Source organism: Jeotgalibacillus proteolyticus (assembly GCF_050107735.1).
Classification (GTDB): domain Bacteria; phylum Bacillota; class Bacilli; order Bacillales; family Jeotgalibacillaceae; genus Jeotgalibacillus; species Jeotgalibacillus proteolyticus_A.
Map to the genome: position 1 here is coordinate 1 of NZ_JBNILO010000016.1, position 15,816 is coordinate 15,816.

Consider the following 15,816-nt stretch of genomic DNA (forward strand, 5'->3'; position numbering starts at 1 on the left):
TTCGTCCTGAGCCAGGATCAAACTCTCCGTAAAGTGTTTGATAAAGCTCATAGTGTTTCTTGTAAATCTTGTACTAACGTTGACGTTTTTGGTTGTTTAGTTTTCAAGGTTCAAGGTGTTTCGTTTGTGTGTTGCTCTCTCAAGCGACCAAATCATCATACCATTTTTGAAAATAATATGTCAACACTTTTTTTAAAATGTTTTTAGCGGCCTGCTTTGAGTACGTCTAAAAGCGACGCTTATTAATATATCACCGGATTTAAAGTTGGTCAATACTTTTAAGGAAAAAAGATATTTTCCGTCTTTCGCTCATATGCTTTTAAAAATGGCTGTGCGGGAAGGATGCGTATAGAAAAATGGGGAAACACTTTTTTAGAAAAGGATATGAGACAGGCATCATTTTGATCATCATCACCCTGATTGTTCTGCTCATTCCACCTTCACCTAGTGTAATGAATGTAAATGGGGTATGGCCGTCTCCCGGTATTTTGTATAAGGGTGACACAGGCGTTTCTTTGACTTTTAATGTTGAGCTTGGAAACGAATCAATTGTTTGGCTTGTAAAAGATCTAGAGGAAAAAGGGATAAACAAAGCAACATTCTTTTTAGATCCCGCCTGGGTGGACAGACAAAAAGAAGTTGTAGAGGACATCCAACTTGCCGGATTTGACATTGGGATTTATGATCTACATCCTTCCCGCTATGAGTCCCTGGAAGAAAAAGAAATCGCAGAACACCTAGAAGATCTAAGGGCTCTATTTAAAGAACATAATCTTGATCCTGCTTATTACAGAACGAAGGACGAGCTTTTACCTCCTTCAGTTGTAAAGGTCATGGCCAAATATGATTTTATTGTCGTCAGCCACCAGCTTGAAGAAAAGGATTTGGTTTCTTCAAAAAGAATTCCACTTGAAGGCGCGGTTGTTGAACTTAATGCAGACAACAAGCTTGAGGATATGAAAAAAAACTGGACGAAATGGCATGATGCCATACAGAGTCAGGAGAAAGAGGTTCCTTTTGTCTCTCTGCTTGAATTGCTGGCTTCTTCTGACAGCAAGATAAAATTACTGGATTAAAACAAGCCGTGCAGAAAGTATGCACGGCCTCTTTAATTTAATATTCAATTAGTTTTTTACTGCTTTTTGTTCCTTTTGACGGGCTTCTTTGCGGGCCAGTCTTTCCTCCCGCTCTTTAACCGACCGCTTATTGTATCGCGGCAATGCCAGAATTTGATAGGCATTGGTTGCAATCAGGGTGAACATAATGGTAACAAGCCAGTATCCTTCGTTGCTGCGAAGCACCGGAAGCCACTCAAGTGTGGTTACAACCACCATAAAAAACAAAGTGGAAGGAAAAACGGAGGCTGTTGCCTGTTTGGACTTTAAGGATGCTACAAGTAATCCCGCAGCTAATAAAAACACGGCCAAGCCAATGTACGGCAGCAGTGAGTCACCTTCTCCCGCAAATGCCTGAAAACGAAAATACACTAAATCAAAAAGAACAAACGCGACGAGTACAAGCTGCACTGCGTTCCATAATTTTAAAGACCTGAATATTCCAAGGCCGAATTGATGAATGGTTAGGTAAGCAAAATACCCCATTTGACTGATGACACTGAACGTCATGCCCACGCCGATCATCCATACAATAACCGAAATCACTTCAACTGCATCCTGCCCATTTAATAAGTCAACCAATTCATTCCAGCGCACAGCAATCCCAACAATTCCTGTCGTAATGCCGCCAACAAGTAATGTCATGGTAAAAAATCTAATCCAGCTTCGGATAGTCACGGTAAGATCCCCCAGCAATTAATTTACAAACTCTCCTCCGATTGTACCAATCACCATTTGAAAAATCCATGACTACGTTGTGAACGTGCATATTTTACCCCTGAATGCAAAAGATAAGAACTAGAGAAATAAGAGTTTGGGGGTGAACAACAGTGAGAAAAAAAGGAATCATTTTTGTCTTAGCATTCGTATGTTTACTATCGGCTTGTGGTGGGGAAAAAGCATCCAGCTATGAAGAGACCAAACAAATGGTCATTGACTTGTTAAAAACCAACGAAGGAAAAACGGCTGTCCAGGAGCTGCTGGCAGATGAAGAAATAAAGAAAGAACTCGTTTTAGACCAGGAAGTAGTGCAGAAATCGATTGATGAAAAATTGCTGTCAGAAGATGGGCGTAAATTTTGGGAGAAAACGTTTAAAGATCCTGCCTTTGCTGAGGTATTAGCAAAAAGCATGCATAAGGAGCATGAAGAATTAATTAAAGGCTTGATGCAGGACCCGGAGTATCAGAAAATGATGCTTGATTTATTAAAAGACCCGTCCATACAGGAGCAAACACTGACGCTGATGAACAGCCAGGCTTATAGGGAAGAAACAAAAAAGCAATTGATTGAAGTGATGGAAAGCCCGCTTGTTCAAAAGGAGCTGCAGGACATTTTATTAGAGGCGGCGAAAAAAATGGGAGAACAAGGTGAAGGCGGCTCTTCTGAAAGTGAATCCCCTGAAAGCTCGGAAGGCGGCGGCGGAAGCGGCGGCTCAGGTGGCGGCTCAGGCGGCGAAGAAGAGGGCGGCGATACAGAAAGCGGAAGTGGATCATAATAAAAACAACAGCCTCCTTACTAGTCAGGAGGCTGCCTTTATTATGTGCGGTCGATTACTTGCTGCGCAATATCCGCATAGATTTTTCCTAAACGGTGGTCTTCCCCGTACACAGACGGTGCGAAATCATTTTCGTCCCAGTCCGGCTGCTGAAGAGGCAGCTTGCCGAGCAGTTCAGTACGAAGTTCATCCGCCAGCTTCTCTCCTCCACCCTGTCCAAAGACATACTCACGTTCACCTGTTTTTTTGCTTTCATAAAAGGACATATTTTCGACTACACCTAAAATGGAGTGATCGGTCTGAAGCGCCATTGCTCCCGCTCTTGCTGCAACAAACGCAGCAGTCGGATGAGGGGTGGTGACGATAATTTCCTTGCTTGATGGAAGAAGCGCATGCACATCAAGCGCCACATCTCCTGTTCCTGGTGGAAGATCGAGCAATAAGTAATCCAGTTCTCCCCACTCCACTTCGGTAAAAAAGCTGTTCAGCATTTTCCCAAGCATCGGCCCGCGCCAGATAACCGGTGCATTATCTTCTACAAAGAAAGCCATCGAAATAACTCTCACACCAAATCGGTCCACTGGAATAATGCGTTCCCCTCTTACCACTGGCCGCTTATTAATTCCCATCATATCCGGCACACTGAATCCGTAAATATCCGCATCGATCAGGCCCACTTTTTTGCCTGCACGGGCGAGCGCTACAGCGAGATTAACGGATACCGTTGATTTTCCTACGCCGCCTTTGCCGCTTGCGATTGCGATAAACTGAACCTTGTTGCCCGGAGAAAGCAGGTTATCCTCTACTGCTTCTCCCGCCTGTCCTCTAAATTGCTCAAGCGCTTCAGGCGGCAATTCGGTGAAACGAATGCCAACCGACTCTGCTCCTGCACCCTTTAACGCTTCGACAACCGCCATTTGCAGCTGCATCTGCTCCGCCGTTCCGGTTTTTGCCAAGGCAATTTTTACACTGACATGCTTTTTCTCTTCCTTAATTGAAACTTCAACGATTCCGCCTGTTTCTGCGAGTGTTGTATGTAGGATCGGATCATTCATTGAGCCGATGAGTTCATGTACTTGCTGTTCTGTCATCAACTGCAGACACCCCTTCACTTGTATTCGTTTTCATCCTATGTCAGTATAACATAGGAAAAAACGAAAGTCTGTGGCGGGAACTTACAGATTCATGAGCTTACAATTCTTCTTCAAGGCTGTCTTCTTCTGAGTAGTGGCGCAGAATTCCAAAATAAATGGATGCCGCAATCCGCTGCTGATATTCATCCTGCAGCAGCCAATACCGCTCTTCAGGATTCGATAAAAATCCGGCCTCTACTAAAATACCAGGCGTTTCTGCATGACTCAGCACATAAATACCATCAATTGTTTTAGCTTTACGGGTATTTTTAGGCAAATGACGAACAAGCTCATGCTGCACAAAACGCGCAATCCTTTCATTGTCATCATGATACGTTGTATAAAATGTCTGCGCACCGCTCCATTGCGTTTGTGGAATCGCATTTAAATGAATGCTGATAAACAAATCATTATCCTTATCGTTCACAAGATCCAACCGGTTCTTTAAATCCTCCCTTTTACGATCCCGGTATCCCTTTGTTGCCTCGCTCGCCAAATCCATATCTTCTTCACGTGTCATACGCACAATCGCACCTTGTTCTTCCAGATAAGCCCGCAGCTGCTTTGCAATTTTAAGCGTTAAATTTTTCTCTAAAATGGTTTCGTAGTTTGCGCCTCCATCTGCCCCTCCGTGCCCCGGATCAAGAACGATCACCTTTCCAGCCAAAGGCATCCGCCATTCCTCAATTGCACTGATTACCATCCGGTCTACCCGCCACCCGAGAACGGCTGCAGCTAGGAGTACTAACACACTCAGGAAAATGACCTTTTTCTTCATTCAACGCCCACCTGTCATATGGAATGATGAGTTACTATATGCTTGTCTCGGCATCTATAGAAGAAAAAGCGGGCTGGGAGACGCTTTTTTATATACAAAAAAGCTCCCGGCCGCAGGGGCTGAGAGCTTTGGAAAAGACAGATTAACGTTTTGAGAACTGAGGTGCACGACGAGCGCCTTTAAGACCTGGCTTCTTACGCTCTTTCATACGTGAGTCACGAGTTAATAGACCCGCGCTTTTTAGTGCTCCACGGTATTCAGGATCCACATGAAGCAATGCACGTGAAATTCCGTGACGGATTGCTCCAGCTTGACCAGTATAACCACCACCGTTAACATTTACGAAAATATTGTAGTTACCAAGAGTTTCTGTAATGTTAAGTGGTTGTTTGATTACTTCACGCAATGCTGCGAATGGAATGTAGTTTTCAACTTCGCGTCCGTTAATCACGATTTGTCCGTCACCTGGTACTAGACGTACACGTGCTACAGAACTTTTACGACGACCTGTTCCGATATATTGAACTTGTGCCAAGATAATTCCCTCCTCTTAATTTAAATTAACCGCGCAGCTCGTAAGCTGTTGGCTGTTGTGCTGCGTGCGGGTGTTCAGCTCCAGCATAAACGTGAAGCTTCTTGAAAATTTGACGTCCAAGAGAATTCTTTGGAAGCATTCCTTTGATCGCTAATTCAAGCATTTTTGTAGGGTAGTTTGTACGCATTTCTAATGCAGTACGCTGTTTCAAACCACCTGGGTGCAAGCTGTGACGGTAGTAGATCTTGTCAGAAAGCTTTTTACCTGTAAGGTGAATTTTTTCAGCATTGATGATGATTACATGATCACCAGTGTCAACGTGTGGAGTGAATGTCGGTTTATTTTTACCACGCAGGATTGCAGCAACTTCACTAGCAAGACGTCCAAGAGTTTTCCCCTCAGCATCTACTACGAGCCACTTGCGCTCTACTTCGTGACCTTTAGCCATAAATGTTGTACGCATGAGTTTACCTCCTAAATAAAGTTTAAAATGTTTCATCTATTCTTTTGAGCCGTATTTGTACACGTCACATTGATAAGGTCCGGGTCTCATCAAAGGGTGAAATACATACCATAGGCTATAATATAACGTTTCAACCCGTATGTCAAGAGAATGTTACACCAGGTCGAGTTGTTTTAGGAACTTTTTTTATTTTCTTTTGAAAAGGGTCAGTCCAGCTGATTTCTGTAGGCTACGTCCCACAAATACAGGCCATGGGGAGGGGCTGTTTTTCCTGCTGCGCTCCGGTCTTTCGCTTCAAGCATTACAGGTATATCCTCAGGTCTGTATTTGCCGCTTCCTACTTCAAGAAGAGTGCCCACCATGATGCGCACCATATTGTATAAAAAGCCATTGCCCTTCACAATAAAGATCCATTCACTGCCCTGCTCGATAATGTCAAACCGTTCAATCGTCCGGACCCGATCAACAACAGCCGATTTCGCCACGGAGAAGCTCGTAAAATCATGCTCACCTAAGAAGTGTGCTGCAGCTGCTCTCATCTGGTGAATATCAATAGTAAGGGGATGGTGAACCGCATAGTGCCTCCTGAAAGGGGTTGGGTGCGGCCCCCTTTCAATAATGTAGCGGTATTCCTTGCTTTCAGTCCAAAAGCGGGCGTGAAAATCATCTTCTACCTGCTCTGCATTTTTCACCACCACATCATTGGGCAGCTTTTGATTTAAAACAGCAGGCCAGCGATCAGCCGGAATTCGGCTCTCTGTGTCAAAATGAATGACCTGGCCCACAGCGTGCACACGAGCGTCTGTACGGCCGCTGGCGGATACCCGGGTCTTCTTCCCCTTATGCACCTCTGTCAGCGCTCTTTCAAGCTCTCCCTGGACGGTGCGCATGCCTGGCTGCACCTGGTAGCCAAAGAATGCTGCCCCATCATACGAAATAATACATTTGAATCTAGGCACATTGAATCCTCCTTACAGCCAATATCTTAAGCCGCCAAGCACTCCGGCCAGCAGAACCAGAGAAAGCAGCGCAAACGTGTCACGGAACTGCCATTGCAGCAGCCTGTACTTTGTGCGCCCTTCTCCTCCTCTGTACCCTCTGACCTCCATCGCAGTAGCTAAATCTTCGGCGCGCTTAAATGCGTTGACGAATAATGGGATCATGAGCGGCACCACAGCTTTAATCCGGTCTTTGACAGGGCCGCTTGACATATCTGAGCCTCTCGCCATTTGCGCTTTCATGATCTTGTCCGTTTCATCCATTAAAGTGGGAATAAACCGGAGAGCAATTGACATCATTAAAGCAAGCTCATGTGCTGGAAAACGGATTTTTTTTAATGGATTCAGCAGGCTCTCCAGTCCATCTGTAATTGAAATTGGCGTGGTGGTTAAGGTCAGCAGTGATGTCATGAAAACAAGCAGTAAAAACCGCGTGGAGATCATTAGCGCCTGCCGCACACCCTCTTCATAAATAGTGAAAATTCCCAGGTCCAGGATTACCTGTCCTTCTCTTGCAAAGAAAAGCTGAAGAATAAAAGTAAAAACGATTAGAATCATAACAGGTTTTAGGCCGCTGATCAGAAATCGGACTGTAATGCCTGACAGCCAAATAGATGAAAGTGTAAAAATCGCAGCCAGTCCGTAGGCCCAGATATTATTCGCTAAAAAGATGATGGCGATAAAAGCAAATACAAAAACCAGCTTCGCCCGGGGGTCCATTTTATGAACGAATGAGTCTGTCGGAATGTAACGGCCGAAAATCATTTTTTCCATCATGCTACAGGACCTCCTGACTGCTTCTTCCAGGCTTCTGCAAGCTCATCGATTGATAAGCAAACATCAGGAAGTGTCTGACCGGTTTTTTTCTCGAGAAGACGCTGGAAACGAACAACTTCCGGAACGCCGAGTCCCCACTCAGCCAGCCTGTCTGCATCATCAAACAGTTCCCTCGGTGACCCCTCATGCACTTTACGTCCTTTATTTAACACGACGATTTTGTCAGCGTATGAAGCCGCATCCTCCATACTGTGGGTAACGAGGATCAAGGTCAGATTTCGTTCTTTGTGCAGCTGATAAAACATATCCATAATTTCTTTTCGTCCCCGTGGATCCAGTCCGGCAGTCGGCTCATCAAGCACTAAAACCTCCGGCTCCATTGCCAGCACACCTGCAATCGCAACACGCCTCATCTGGCCTCCCGATAAATCAAAAGGGGATTCCTCTAAAATCTCTTGCGAAAGTCCCACCTGTTCAATCCAGTACCTTGCCCGCTTCTGCGCTTCTTTCTCAGAGACGCCAAAATTCATTGGACCATAGCAAATGTCTTTCATTACGTTTTCTTCGAACAATTGCTGTTCAGGAAACTGAAACACAATGCCGACTTTTTGACGAATCTGCTTCAAATCCTTTTCTTTTCGCCCTGCTTTTACCGTACGATCTCCAATCATCACAGACCCTGATGTTGGTTTTAAGAGCGCGTTCAGATGCAGTAAAAGGGTGGATTTCCCTGATCCCGTGTGACCGATAATCGCCACACACTGACCGCTTGGGATTGTAAAGGATATATCCTCAATCGCTTTTTTTTCAAAAGGCGATCCTGCTGCGTAGCGATATTCTACTTTTTGAAGTGAGATGTCCATAGCTCATTCACCAACTCTTCATCTGTTAAATGCTGTCCTGAAAGCTGAAACCCCTGGTCTTTTAGCGCATTGCCCATTTTAATGGAAAAGGGAAGATCCAGCCCAAGACTTACAAGTTCTTCACCCAGTTCAAAAATTTCTTTCGGTGTTCCTGTCCGGTAAACCTCTCCCTGATTCATCACGATCATCCGGTCAGCCTTTGCCGCTTCTTCTAAGTCATGAGTGATGGAGAGGACGGTCATTTCCTGCTCTTCCTTTAGTGAACGGACCAGCTCGATCACCTCTTGCCGGCCGGTAGGATCCAGCATGGAGGTAGCTTCATCCAGGATGATAATGTCTGGTCTGAGAGCGAGCACACTTGCCATAGCGACTCGCTGTTTCTGTCCGCCTGAAAGATGATGTGGCTCTTGATTTAGAAAATCGTCCATTTTCACCTGTTTGAGGGCACGGTTCACACGCTCAACCATTTCTTCATGAGGCACGCCATGGTTCTCCAAGCCAAAAGCCACATCATCTTGAACAGTTGTGCCGACAAACTGATTATCCGGATTCTGAAATACCATACCTATATGCTTTCTCGTCTCCCAAACCGTATCCTTTTCAAGGGAAATACCAACTATTTTTACGCTCCCCTGTTCAGGAAAGTAAAGTCCGTTCATTAATTTTGCAAGAGTGGATTTTCCCGATCCATTATGACCGACAATCGCTACCCATTCTCCCTCATCTATTGAAAAAGAAACATCCTTTAATACATTCTGGTCCCCGCCCGGATAGCGGAACGTGATCGAGTCCAGTGAGATAATTTCTCGCGTCATAGTTAAAGCCTCCTGCCTAACCAGCATCAGCGTCCTCCTGAATGAAGGAATTAATTTTCTGCTAGTTTCTCTCTACCTGTCTTTACTCTTCTCAACTGTTTAAAAAACCTTTTTAATACAAAAAAAGCGCGCACCTCATTCAAGGAAATGCGCCCGCTTCATTTAAAATCGTATAACGTTCCTATCCATTGTGACGATGGATGAATGAGGTGCTAAGAGCTAGACGAGTCAGGCGTATAGTCTGCTCATCATAACACTCTGCTTTTTGCTTTGTCGTCGTATAAATCTGATAGCTTTAAAGAAAGAGGGCGAGAGCAGTTAGGCTCTAACTGTTCCGCCCTCTGTGGTGTGCGAATTAAACTAATTCAATGATTACCATTGGTGCGCCGTCTCCGCGACGAGGACCAACTTTCATGATGCGTGTGTAACCACCTTGACGTTCTGCGTAGCGTGGTGCTACTTCGTCAAATAGTTTTTGCAGAGCGTAGAAGTTAACTTCTTTCTCTTCGCCTTTATCATTTGTTTTCGTTCTTACTTCATGATCACGACGGATATAAGCAGCAGCTTGACGGCGAGCGTGCAAGTCACCTTTCTTTCCAAGTGTGATCATTTTTTCTGCAACAGAGCGAAGTTCTTTCGCGCGTGTTTCAGTAGTCTCAATGCGTTCGTTCATGATCAAGTCCGTTGTAAGGTCACGTAGAAGTGCTTTACGCTGAGAACTTGTACGTCCTAACTTTCTGTAAGCCATGAAGGGTTCCCTCCTTTGTTGAAATTGTGTCTATCTTAATGTTGTATTCGTAAAATGGATCAGTCTTCTCTTCGTAGACCTAATCCAAGATCATCTAATTTCGCCTTAACTTCTTCCAGAGATTTACGTCCGAGGTTACGCACCTTCATCATGTCCTCTTCTGACTTATTCGCCAGCTCCTGGACTGTGTTGATTCCTGCACGCTTCAGGCAGTTGTAAGAACGAACGGACAGATCAAGTTCCTCAATCGTCATTTCAAGAACTTTCTCTTTCTGATCTTCTTCTTTTTCTACCATGATTTCTGCATTTTGTGCTTCATTCGTTAATCCTACAAAAATATTAAGGTGTTCAGTCAGAATCTTAGAACCTAAAGCTACTGCTTCTTTAGGACCAATGCTTCCATCTGTCCAGACATCAAGTGAAAGCTTATCGAAATTCGTCATTTGACCAACACGAGTGTTTTCAACTTGATAGTTTACACGTGAAACAGGTGTATAAATTGAATCGATTGGAATCACACCAATTGGAAGATCTTCACGTTTATTTTGGTCTGCCGGCGTGTATCCACGACCGCGGGACGCACTTAAACGCATGCGAAGATGTCCATTTTTGCCGATTGTTGCAATGTACAGATCAGGATTGAGAATCTCAACATCACTGTCATGTGTAATATCAGCAGCTGTGATGACACCATCACCCTGTACATCGATTTCAAGTGTTTTTTCTTCATCTGAATAGATCTTTAATGCAAGCTTCTTGATATTCAAAATGATTGTTGTGACATCTTCTACGACACCTTCAATAGTTGAAAATTCGTGAAGAACACTATCAATTTGAATAGAAGTGATCGCAGCACCAGGAAGTGAGGATAACAGGATACGACGCAAGGAGTTACCCAATGTTGTACCATATCCACGCTCAAGTGGCTCTACAACGAATTTTCCGTATTTGGCATCATCGCTGATCTCAACCGTCTCGATTTTTGGCTTTTCAATTTCGATCATTCAAATTTACCCTCCTTCAAAACGTCGAAACTCCGGATATTAATTCTATGAATCATTCCGAAATTCCCCATGTCTATCATACCCATTGTGCTTTACAACCGGATCTTTCATTTCTGCACGAAGGAATCTATGATCCATTATCGACAAGGATCCAGATTTTATACAGAAAAATTAAACACGACGACGTTTCGGCGGGCGGCAGCCATTGTGAGGTACTGGAGTAACGTCTTTAATTGCCGTTACATCAAGACCAGCTGCTTGAAGTGCACGGATCGCGGCTTCACGACCTGCACCAGGACCTTTTACTGTTACTTCAAGAGTTCTCAAGCCATGTTCCATTGAAGCTTTAGCTGCTGTTTCAGCTGCCATTTGAGCCGCGAACGGAGTTGATTTACGAGATCCTCTGAAACCAAGTGATCCAGCACTTGACCATGCAATTGCATTACCATGAGTGTCTGTGATCATCACGATTGTATTATTAAAAGTTGAGCGAATGTGAGCAATACCAGCTTCGATATTCTTTTTCACACGACGCTTACGAGTTTGTTGTTTACGTGCCATGTTAAGAAGAAACCTCCTTTACTAATTATTTTTTCTTGTTAGCTACGGTCTTACGAGGACCTTTACGAGTACGTGCATTGTTCTTCGTGTGCTGTCCGCGAACAGGAAGTCCACGACGGTGACGAAGGCCACGGTATGAACCGATTTCCATTAGACGTTTGATGTTTAGGGATACTTCACGGCGAAGGTCACCTTCAACTTTCAAATTGTCCACGATCTCACGGATTTTGTTAAGCTCATCTTCAGTAAGGTCGCGAACGCGAGTTTCCTGAGATACGCCTGCATCAGTAAGAATTTGTTGTGCTGTTGATTTTCCAATACCAAAAATATACGTTAGAGAGATCACTACGCGCTTGTCACGCGGAATGTCTACACCAGCAATACGTGCCATTCAAAGAGCACCTCCTTCTTTATTAGCCTTGTTTTTGTTTATGCTTTGGATTTTCGCAAATCACCATTACTTTGCCGCGTCTGCGGATGACTTTACACTTTTCGCAGATCGGCTTAACAGATGGTCGGACTTTCATCTTATCTAAACCTCCTTAGTGGGTCGGAGTGCAAAAGATTATTTGTAACGGTAAGTGATACGGCCACGCGTCAAGTCATATGGAGATAGCTCCACTGTTACTCTGTCGCCTGGTAGGATTCGAATAAAATGCATACGAATTTTACCGGATACATGTGCAAGCACATTGTGACCATTCTCTAATTCTACCTTAAACATTGCGTTAGGCAAAGTCTCAACTACGGTTCCTTCAATCTCGATAACATCGTCTTTCGCCATCGAACATGTCTCCCTTCTTTATCAAACTTTCAGGGTCTCATGGACATATGAGCGGACTGCGTGTCGCAGCTTCCCATTTGTCACACGCCCAGTTTCGGATATACTGCTTTGAACCGCCGGGGATATATAATCACATGAAGTCAAATGCTGAATGTTTTTCTTCTTGGGACGGTCGAACTTCCGGCGTTCTCCATCCGCAATCAAAACAAACGTATCATCCAACCGATGAATGACAACCGCGTATACTCCTGTATCACGGCCCTTGTTCACCTGCACAATCTGCCCTATCCCGGGGGGCGAATCGGATTTAAACAAATAGGATCACCTTCAATTAGGCTTTTGTCAGGATTTCATAACCGTCCTCAGTGATCGCAATTGTGTGTTCAAAATGAGCACACATTTTACCATCTACAGTTACTACTGTCCAGTTATCAGAAAGAGTTTTAACATAACGACTTCCTGCGTTCACCATCGGTTCAATGGCTAGTACCATGCCGGGCTTTAAGCGTGGCCCTTTGTCAGGCGGACCGAAATGAGGGATTTGTGGTGCCTCATGCAAGTCTTGCCCAACTCCGTGCCCTACATACTCGCGTACGACAGAAAGACCATTGCCCTCTACGTACGTTTGAATAGCATGAGAAATGTTCGAAAGACGAACACCCGGTTTTGCTTCCTGAAGACCAAGGAAAAGCGACTCTTCCGTGATATCAAGCAGTTTCTGTGCGTCGGCCGATATGCTTCCGACCGGATAGGTCCAAGCTGAATCGCCATGATAGCCTTTGTAGTACGCGCCAATATCAATGCTGATAATGTCTCCGTCCTTCAATTTCCGGCTGCCCGGTATACCATGAACAAGCTCTTCATTCACTGATGCACAGATACTTCCGCTAAAACCATTGTATCCTTTAAAGGATGGAACAGCGCCATGCTGGCGGATATACCGGTCAGCTATGTCATCCAGTTCCTTCGTCGTGATCCCAGGCGCAATATGCTTTTGCAACTCCTGATGGGTTAACGCAACAATCTTGCCTGCTTCGCGCATGATCTCGAGCTCCCGAGGCGTCTTGCAAATGATCATTAGCGAAGGCCCCCGAGCAGTTCATCAATGTCAACGAATACTTTCTTAATATCCTGTTGGCCATCAATGTCCTTTAACACGCCCTTTTGACCATAGAAATCAAGAAGTGGCTGCGTTTGCTTCATATTAACATCTAAACGATTTTTGACAGTTTCAGGTTTGTCATCTTCACGCTGGTACAATTCCCCGCCGTCTTTATCACAAATACCTTCTACTGCAGGAGGATTAAAGATGGTGTGATAGGTTGCCCCACAGACTGTGCAAATCCAGCGGCCTGTAAGACGCTTAATCAACTCTTCTTTTTCCACCTTAATGTTTAGAACATAGTCTAATTTTTTGCCAAGATCAGTCAGTAACGCATCAAGCGCATCTGCCTGAGCAACTGTTCTTGGAAATCCATCGAGTAAAAATCCATTTTGGCAGTCATTCTGGCTAAGGCGTTCACGTACGATCCCGATGGTTACTTCATCAGGCACCAGGTCTCCCTGGTCCATGAACGATTTAGCTTCTAAGCCTAATTCTGTGCCATTTTTAATTGCGGCACGGAACATATCCCCTGTGGAGATATGAGGAATCTTATACTTTTCAACGATTTGTTCTGCCTGTGTACCTTTTCCGGCACCAGGTAAACCCATTAAAACAATATTCACAAGTAAGCCCCCTCAGTCTTGATGGGCTCCGGGGCTGTAACCCCAAAACCAGTGATTATCTCATAAATCCTTTGTAATTACGTTTCACAAGCTGCGCTTCCAATTGCTTCATCGTCTCCAGCGCAACCCCTACGATGATCAATAGGCTTGTTCCTCCTATTTGAACAGACTGAGGAAGTCCAGCTAAATTAATAAAGAAAATTGGGAGAATCGAAACAATTGATAAGAAAATTGCTCCCACAAACGTTAATCGGTAAAGGACGCTCGTCAGGTAATCCTGAGTCGCTTTGCCCGGGCGAATACCTGGGATATAGCCGCCTTGCTTTTTTAGATTTTCAGCCATGTTTTCGGGATTCACTTGTATGAAGGCATAAAAATACGTGAACGCAATAATTAAACCAACATAGATTGTCATACCGATTGGCTGAGTATGGTCAAATACTTCCTGGATCGTTGTAGTGATGTTGTTTGATCCAAAGAATGTTACTAAAGTTTGCGGAGTGATGATAAAGGAAATCGCAAAGATAACCGGAATAACACCCGCAGCATTCACTTTTAATGGTAGATGGGTCGATTGACCGCCTGCAGGAGCATTTTTGCCGCCTACACGCTTGGCATACTGTACAGGGATTTTACGCAGCGCCTGCTGAACAAAGATTACCCCGACTGTAATGGCAACGACTGCCAGTAAAAGTAAAAGCATGATCACAATATTCAAGAATAGCTGTTCTCCAGCGCCTTGAATCTGCTGTACATAAATCTGATTAACGGCGTTAGGAATAGCTGCCACGATACCTGCAAAGATGATGATGGAAATCCCATTTCCAACTCCCTTTGCCGTGATTTGCTCTCCTAACCACATTAAGAAGGCTGTACCCGCCGTAAGAACGATTGCAATGAGCAAATATGTCCCTACTGATGTATCAGGAATCAAAGTTCCTCCATACATACGGTTAAACCCGTAAGACATTCCTATCGCCTGGATGAAACCAAGTACGATTGTGAAATACCTCGTAAATTGAGCCAGCTTTTTCCGGCCAACATCTCCCTGCTTCGCCCATTCCGCAAACTTCGGTACTACGTCCATTTGCAGAAGCTGAACGATGATGGATGCCGTAATGTACGGCATGATCCCCATCGCAAGAATCGAGAAGTTGATCAGTGCTCCGCCGCCAAATGTATTCATAAAGCCAATCAGGCCGGACATTTCATCCTGTGCCTGAAGAACCTGAGCATCTACACCTGGAACCGGAATGAATGTTCCAATTCGAAATACCACCAACATTAAAAGGGTGAAAATAATTTTATTTCTTATATCACCCACGCGCATAAAATTGGAGAGTGTCCGAAACATTATAGCACCTCAGTTGTTCCGCCAGCAGCTTCGATCGCATCTTTTGCAGCAGAAGAGAATTTGTGAGCTTTAACAGTTAGTTTCTTCTCGATGTTCCCTTTTGCAAGAATCTTGATACCTGCTCTTTCATTGCTTACAACACCTGACTCGATTAGAAGTTCTGGTGTTACTTCAGCACCTTCGTCAAAACGGTTAAGTGCGTCAAGGTTCACAACTGCATATTCCTTGCGGTGGATGTTTGTAAATCCGCGCTTAGGAAGACGACGAGCTAGTGGATTTTGACCACCCTCGAAGCCAGGACGTACTCCGCCGCCTGAACGGGCGTTTTGACCTTTATGACCTTTACCAGAAGTTTTACCGTTACCAGAACCGATACCGCGTCCTACACGGTTGCGTTCTTTACGAGATCCTTCTGCAGGTTTTAACTCATGAAGTTTCATAGTGGCACCTCCTTGTTGATAGACATTATATTAAAGTTCTTTTACTGATACCAAATGAGAAACTTTGTTAATCATACCACGGATCGCAGCATTATCTTGTTGCTCAACCGTTTGGTTTGTTTTGCGCAAACCTAGTGCTTCAACTGTTTTGCGTTGATCTTTATTACGGCCGATCAAGCTGCGAGTGAGGGTAATTGCTAGTTTATTCGCCATCAAATTTCCCT

General features: G+C 44.5%; 23 protein-coding genes. 2 read left to right on the forward strand and 21 right to left on the reverse strand.

Features of this window, described 5'->3' with window-relative positions; all coding sequences use genetic code 11:
* The first annotated feature begins 356 nt into the window (after positions 1-356).
* Positions 357-1,076, forward strand: a complete 720-nt coding sequence (locus ACQCT8_RS17755) for a polysaccharide deacetylase family protein (RefSeq protein ID WP_426873368.1) — start codon at positions 357-359, stop codon at positions 1,074-1,076.
* Between the two features lie 48 nt (positions 1,077-1,124).
* Here ACQCT8_RS17755 and ACQCT8_RS17760 read toward each other — a convergent pair whose 3' ends face one another.
* The gene (locus tag ACQCT8_RS17760; protein ID WP_426873370.1) at positions 1,125-1,793 is read right to left on the reverse strand and encodes a KinB-signaling pathway activation protein; all 669 of its coding nucleotides are present in this window, start codon (positions 1,791-1,793) and stop codon (positions 1,125-1,127) included.
* Positions 1,794-1,945: 152 nt separating this feature from the next.
* On the opposite strand from ACQCT8_RS17760, the gene gerD reads away from it, so the two are divergent.
* Positions 1,946-2,611, forward strand: coding sequence for a spore germination lipoprotein GerD (gerD, locus tag ACQCT8_RS17765; protein ID WP_426873372.1), 666 nt, complete (start codon positions 1,946-1,948; stop codon positions 2,609-2,611).
* Between the two features lie 41 nt (positions 2,612-2,652).
* Here the strand turns inward: gerD and ACQCT8_RS17770 are convergent, their stop codons facing one another.
* The 20 genes from ACQCT8_RS17770 to rpmD form a co-directional block, all read right to left on the reverse strand.
* Complete coding sequence (locus tag ACQCT8_RS17770; RefSeq protein ID WP_426873374.1) at positions 2,653-3,705, reverse strand: P-loop NTPase; 1,053 nt, start codon at positions 3,703-3,705, stop codon at positions 2,653-2,655.
* 97 nt (positions 3,706-3,802) lie between these two features.
* Positions 3,803-4,522 (reverse strand): N-acetylmuramoyl-L-alanine amidase CwlD, encoded by a 720-nt coding sequence (gene cwlD, locus ACQCT8_RS17775; RefSeq protein WP_426873376.1) that lies wholly within the window; start codon positions 4,520-4,522, stop codon positions 3,803-3,805.
* A gap of 142 nt (positions 4,523-4,664) precedes the next feature.
* Positions 4,665-5,057, reverse strand: coding sequence for a 30S ribosomal protein S9 (gene rpsI / locus ACQCT8_RS17780; protein WP_104059767.1), 393 nt, complete (start codon positions 5,055-5,057; stop codon positions 4,665-4,667).
* A gap of 25 nt (positions 5,058-5,082) precedes the next feature.
* Positions 5,083-5,520 carry a 50S ribosomal protein L13 gene (gene rplM / locus ACQCT8_RS17785; protein WP_278242461.1) on the reverse strand — a complete coding sequence of 146 codons (438 nt, stop codon included), beginning with the start codon at positions 5,518-5,520 and terminating at the stop codon, positions 5,083-5,085.
* Positions 5,521-5,726: 206 nt separating this feature from the next.
* Positions 5,727-6,479 (reverse strand): tRNA pseudouridine(38-40) synthase TruA, encoded by a 753-nt coding sequence (truA, locus tag ACQCT8_RS17790; RefSeq protein WP_426873379.1) that lies wholly within the window; start codon positions 6,477-6,479, stop codon positions 5,727-5,729.
* Positions 6,480-6,491: 12 nt separating this feature from the next.
* Positions 6,492-7,295, reverse strand: coding sequence for an energy-coupling factor transporter transmembrane component T family protein (locus ACQCT8_RS17795; protein ID WP_426873381.1), 804 nt, complete (start codon positions 7,293-7,295; stop codon positions 6,492-6,494).
* Positions 7,292-8,158: an energy-coupling factor ABC transporter ATP-binding protein gene (locus ACQCT8_RS17800; RefSeq protein ID WP_426873383.1), complete on the reverse strand. Its 867-nt coding sequence runs from the start codon at positions 8,156-8,158 to the stop codon at positions 7,292-7,294. The genes ACQCT8_RS17795 and ACQCT8_RS17800 overlap by 4 nt, the downstream gene beginning before the upstream one ends.
* Entirely contained in the window at positions 8,134-8,973 is an 840-nt protein-coding gene (locus ACQCT8_RS17805; RefSeq protein ID WP_426873385.1) for an energy-coupling factor ABC transporter ATP-binding protein, read from the reverse strand. Before ACQCT8_RS17805 ends, ACQCT8_RS17800 begins: the two co-directional genes overlap by 25 nt.
* Positions 8,974-9,328: 355 nt before the next feature.
* Positions 9,329-9,721, reverse strand: coding sequence for a 50S ribosomal protein L17 (gene rplQ / locus ACQCT8_RS17810; RefSeq protein ID WP_278242456.1), 393 nt, complete (start codon positions 9,719-9,721; stop codon positions 9,329-9,331).
* A gap of 59 nt (positions 9,722-9,780) precedes the next feature.
* The gene (locus ACQCT8_RS17815; protein WP_278242455.1) at positions 9,781-10,725 is read right to left on the reverse strand and encodes a DNA-directed RNA polymerase subunit alpha; all 945 of its coding nucleotides are present in this window, start codon (positions 10,723-10,725) and stop codon (positions 9,781-9,783) included.
* A gap of 171 nt (positions 10,726-10,896) precedes the next feature.
* Positions 10,897-11,286 (reverse strand): 30S ribosomal protein S11, encoded by a 390-nt coding sequence (gene rpsK, locus ACQCT8_RS17820; protein ID WP_041054868.1) that lies wholly within the window; start codon positions 11,284-11,286, stop codon positions 10,897-10,899.
* 25 nt (positions 11,287-11,311) lie between these two features.
* Positions 11,312-11,677, reverse strand: coding sequence for a 30S ribosomal protein S13 (gene rpsM, locus ACQCT8_RS17825; protein ID WP_278242454.1), 366 nt, complete (start codon positions 11,675-11,677; stop codon positions 11,312-11,314).
* Between the two features lie 22 nt (positions 11,678-11,699).
* A complete protein-coding gene (gene rpmJ, locus ACQCT8_RS17830) occupies positions 11,700-11,813 on the reverse strand; it encodes a 50S ribosomal protein L36 (RefSeq protein WP_000868344.1) in 114 nt (37 codons plus the stop codon).
* A gap of 38 nt (positions 11,814-11,851) precedes the next feature.
* Positions 11,852-12,070, reverse strand: a complete 219-nt coding sequence (gene infA / locus ACQCT8_RS17835; protein WP_041054740.1) for a translation initiation factor IF-1 — start codon at positions 12,068-12,070, stop codon at positions 11,852-11,854.
* A gap of 21 nt (positions 12,071-12,091) precedes the next feature.
* Positions 12,092-12,385, reverse strand: coding sequence for a KOW domain-containing RNA-binding protein (locus ACQCT8_RS17840; protein WP_426873390.1), 294 nt, complete (start codon positions 12,383-12,385; stop codon positions 12,092-12,094).
* Positions 12,386-12,401: 16 nt separating this feature from the next.
* Positions 12,402-13,148 carry a type I methionyl aminopeptidase gene (gene map / locus ACQCT8_RS17845; protein ID WP_426873392.1) on the reverse strand — a complete coding sequence of 249 codons (747 nt, stop codon included), beginning with the start codon at positions 13,146-13,148 and terminating at the stop codon, positions 12,402-12,404.
* A complete protein-coding gene (locus ACQCT8_RS17850) occupies positions 13,148-13,798 on the reverse strand; it encodes an adenylate kinase (protein WP_426873394.1) in 651 nt (216 codons plus the stop codon). Before ACQCT8_RS17850 ends, map begins: the two co-directional genes overlap by 1 nt.
* 55 nt (positions 13,799-13,853) lie before the next feature.
* Positions 13,854-15,152, reverse strand: coding sequence for a preprotein translocase subunit SecY (secY, locus tag ACQCT8_RS17855; protein ID WP_426873396.1), 1,299 nt, complete (start codon positions 15,150-15,152; stop codon positions 13,854-13,856).
* The gene (gene rplO, locus ACQCT8_RS17860) at positions 15,152-15,592 is read right to left on the reverse strand and encodes a 50S ribosomal protein L15 (protein ID WP_278242450.1); all 441 of its coding nucleotides are present in this window, start codon (positions 15,590-15,592) and stop codon (positions 15,152-15,154) included. The genes secY and rplO overlap by 1 nt, the downstream gene beginning before the upstream one ends.
* A gap of 30 nt (positions 15,593-15,622) precedes the next feature.
* Entirely contained in the window at positions 15,623-15,805 is a 183-nt protein-coding gene (rpmD, locus tag ACQCT8_RS17865) for a 50S ribosomal protein L30 (protein ID WP_041054725.1), read from the reverse strand.
* Positions 15,806-15,816: the final 11 nt, after the last annotated feature.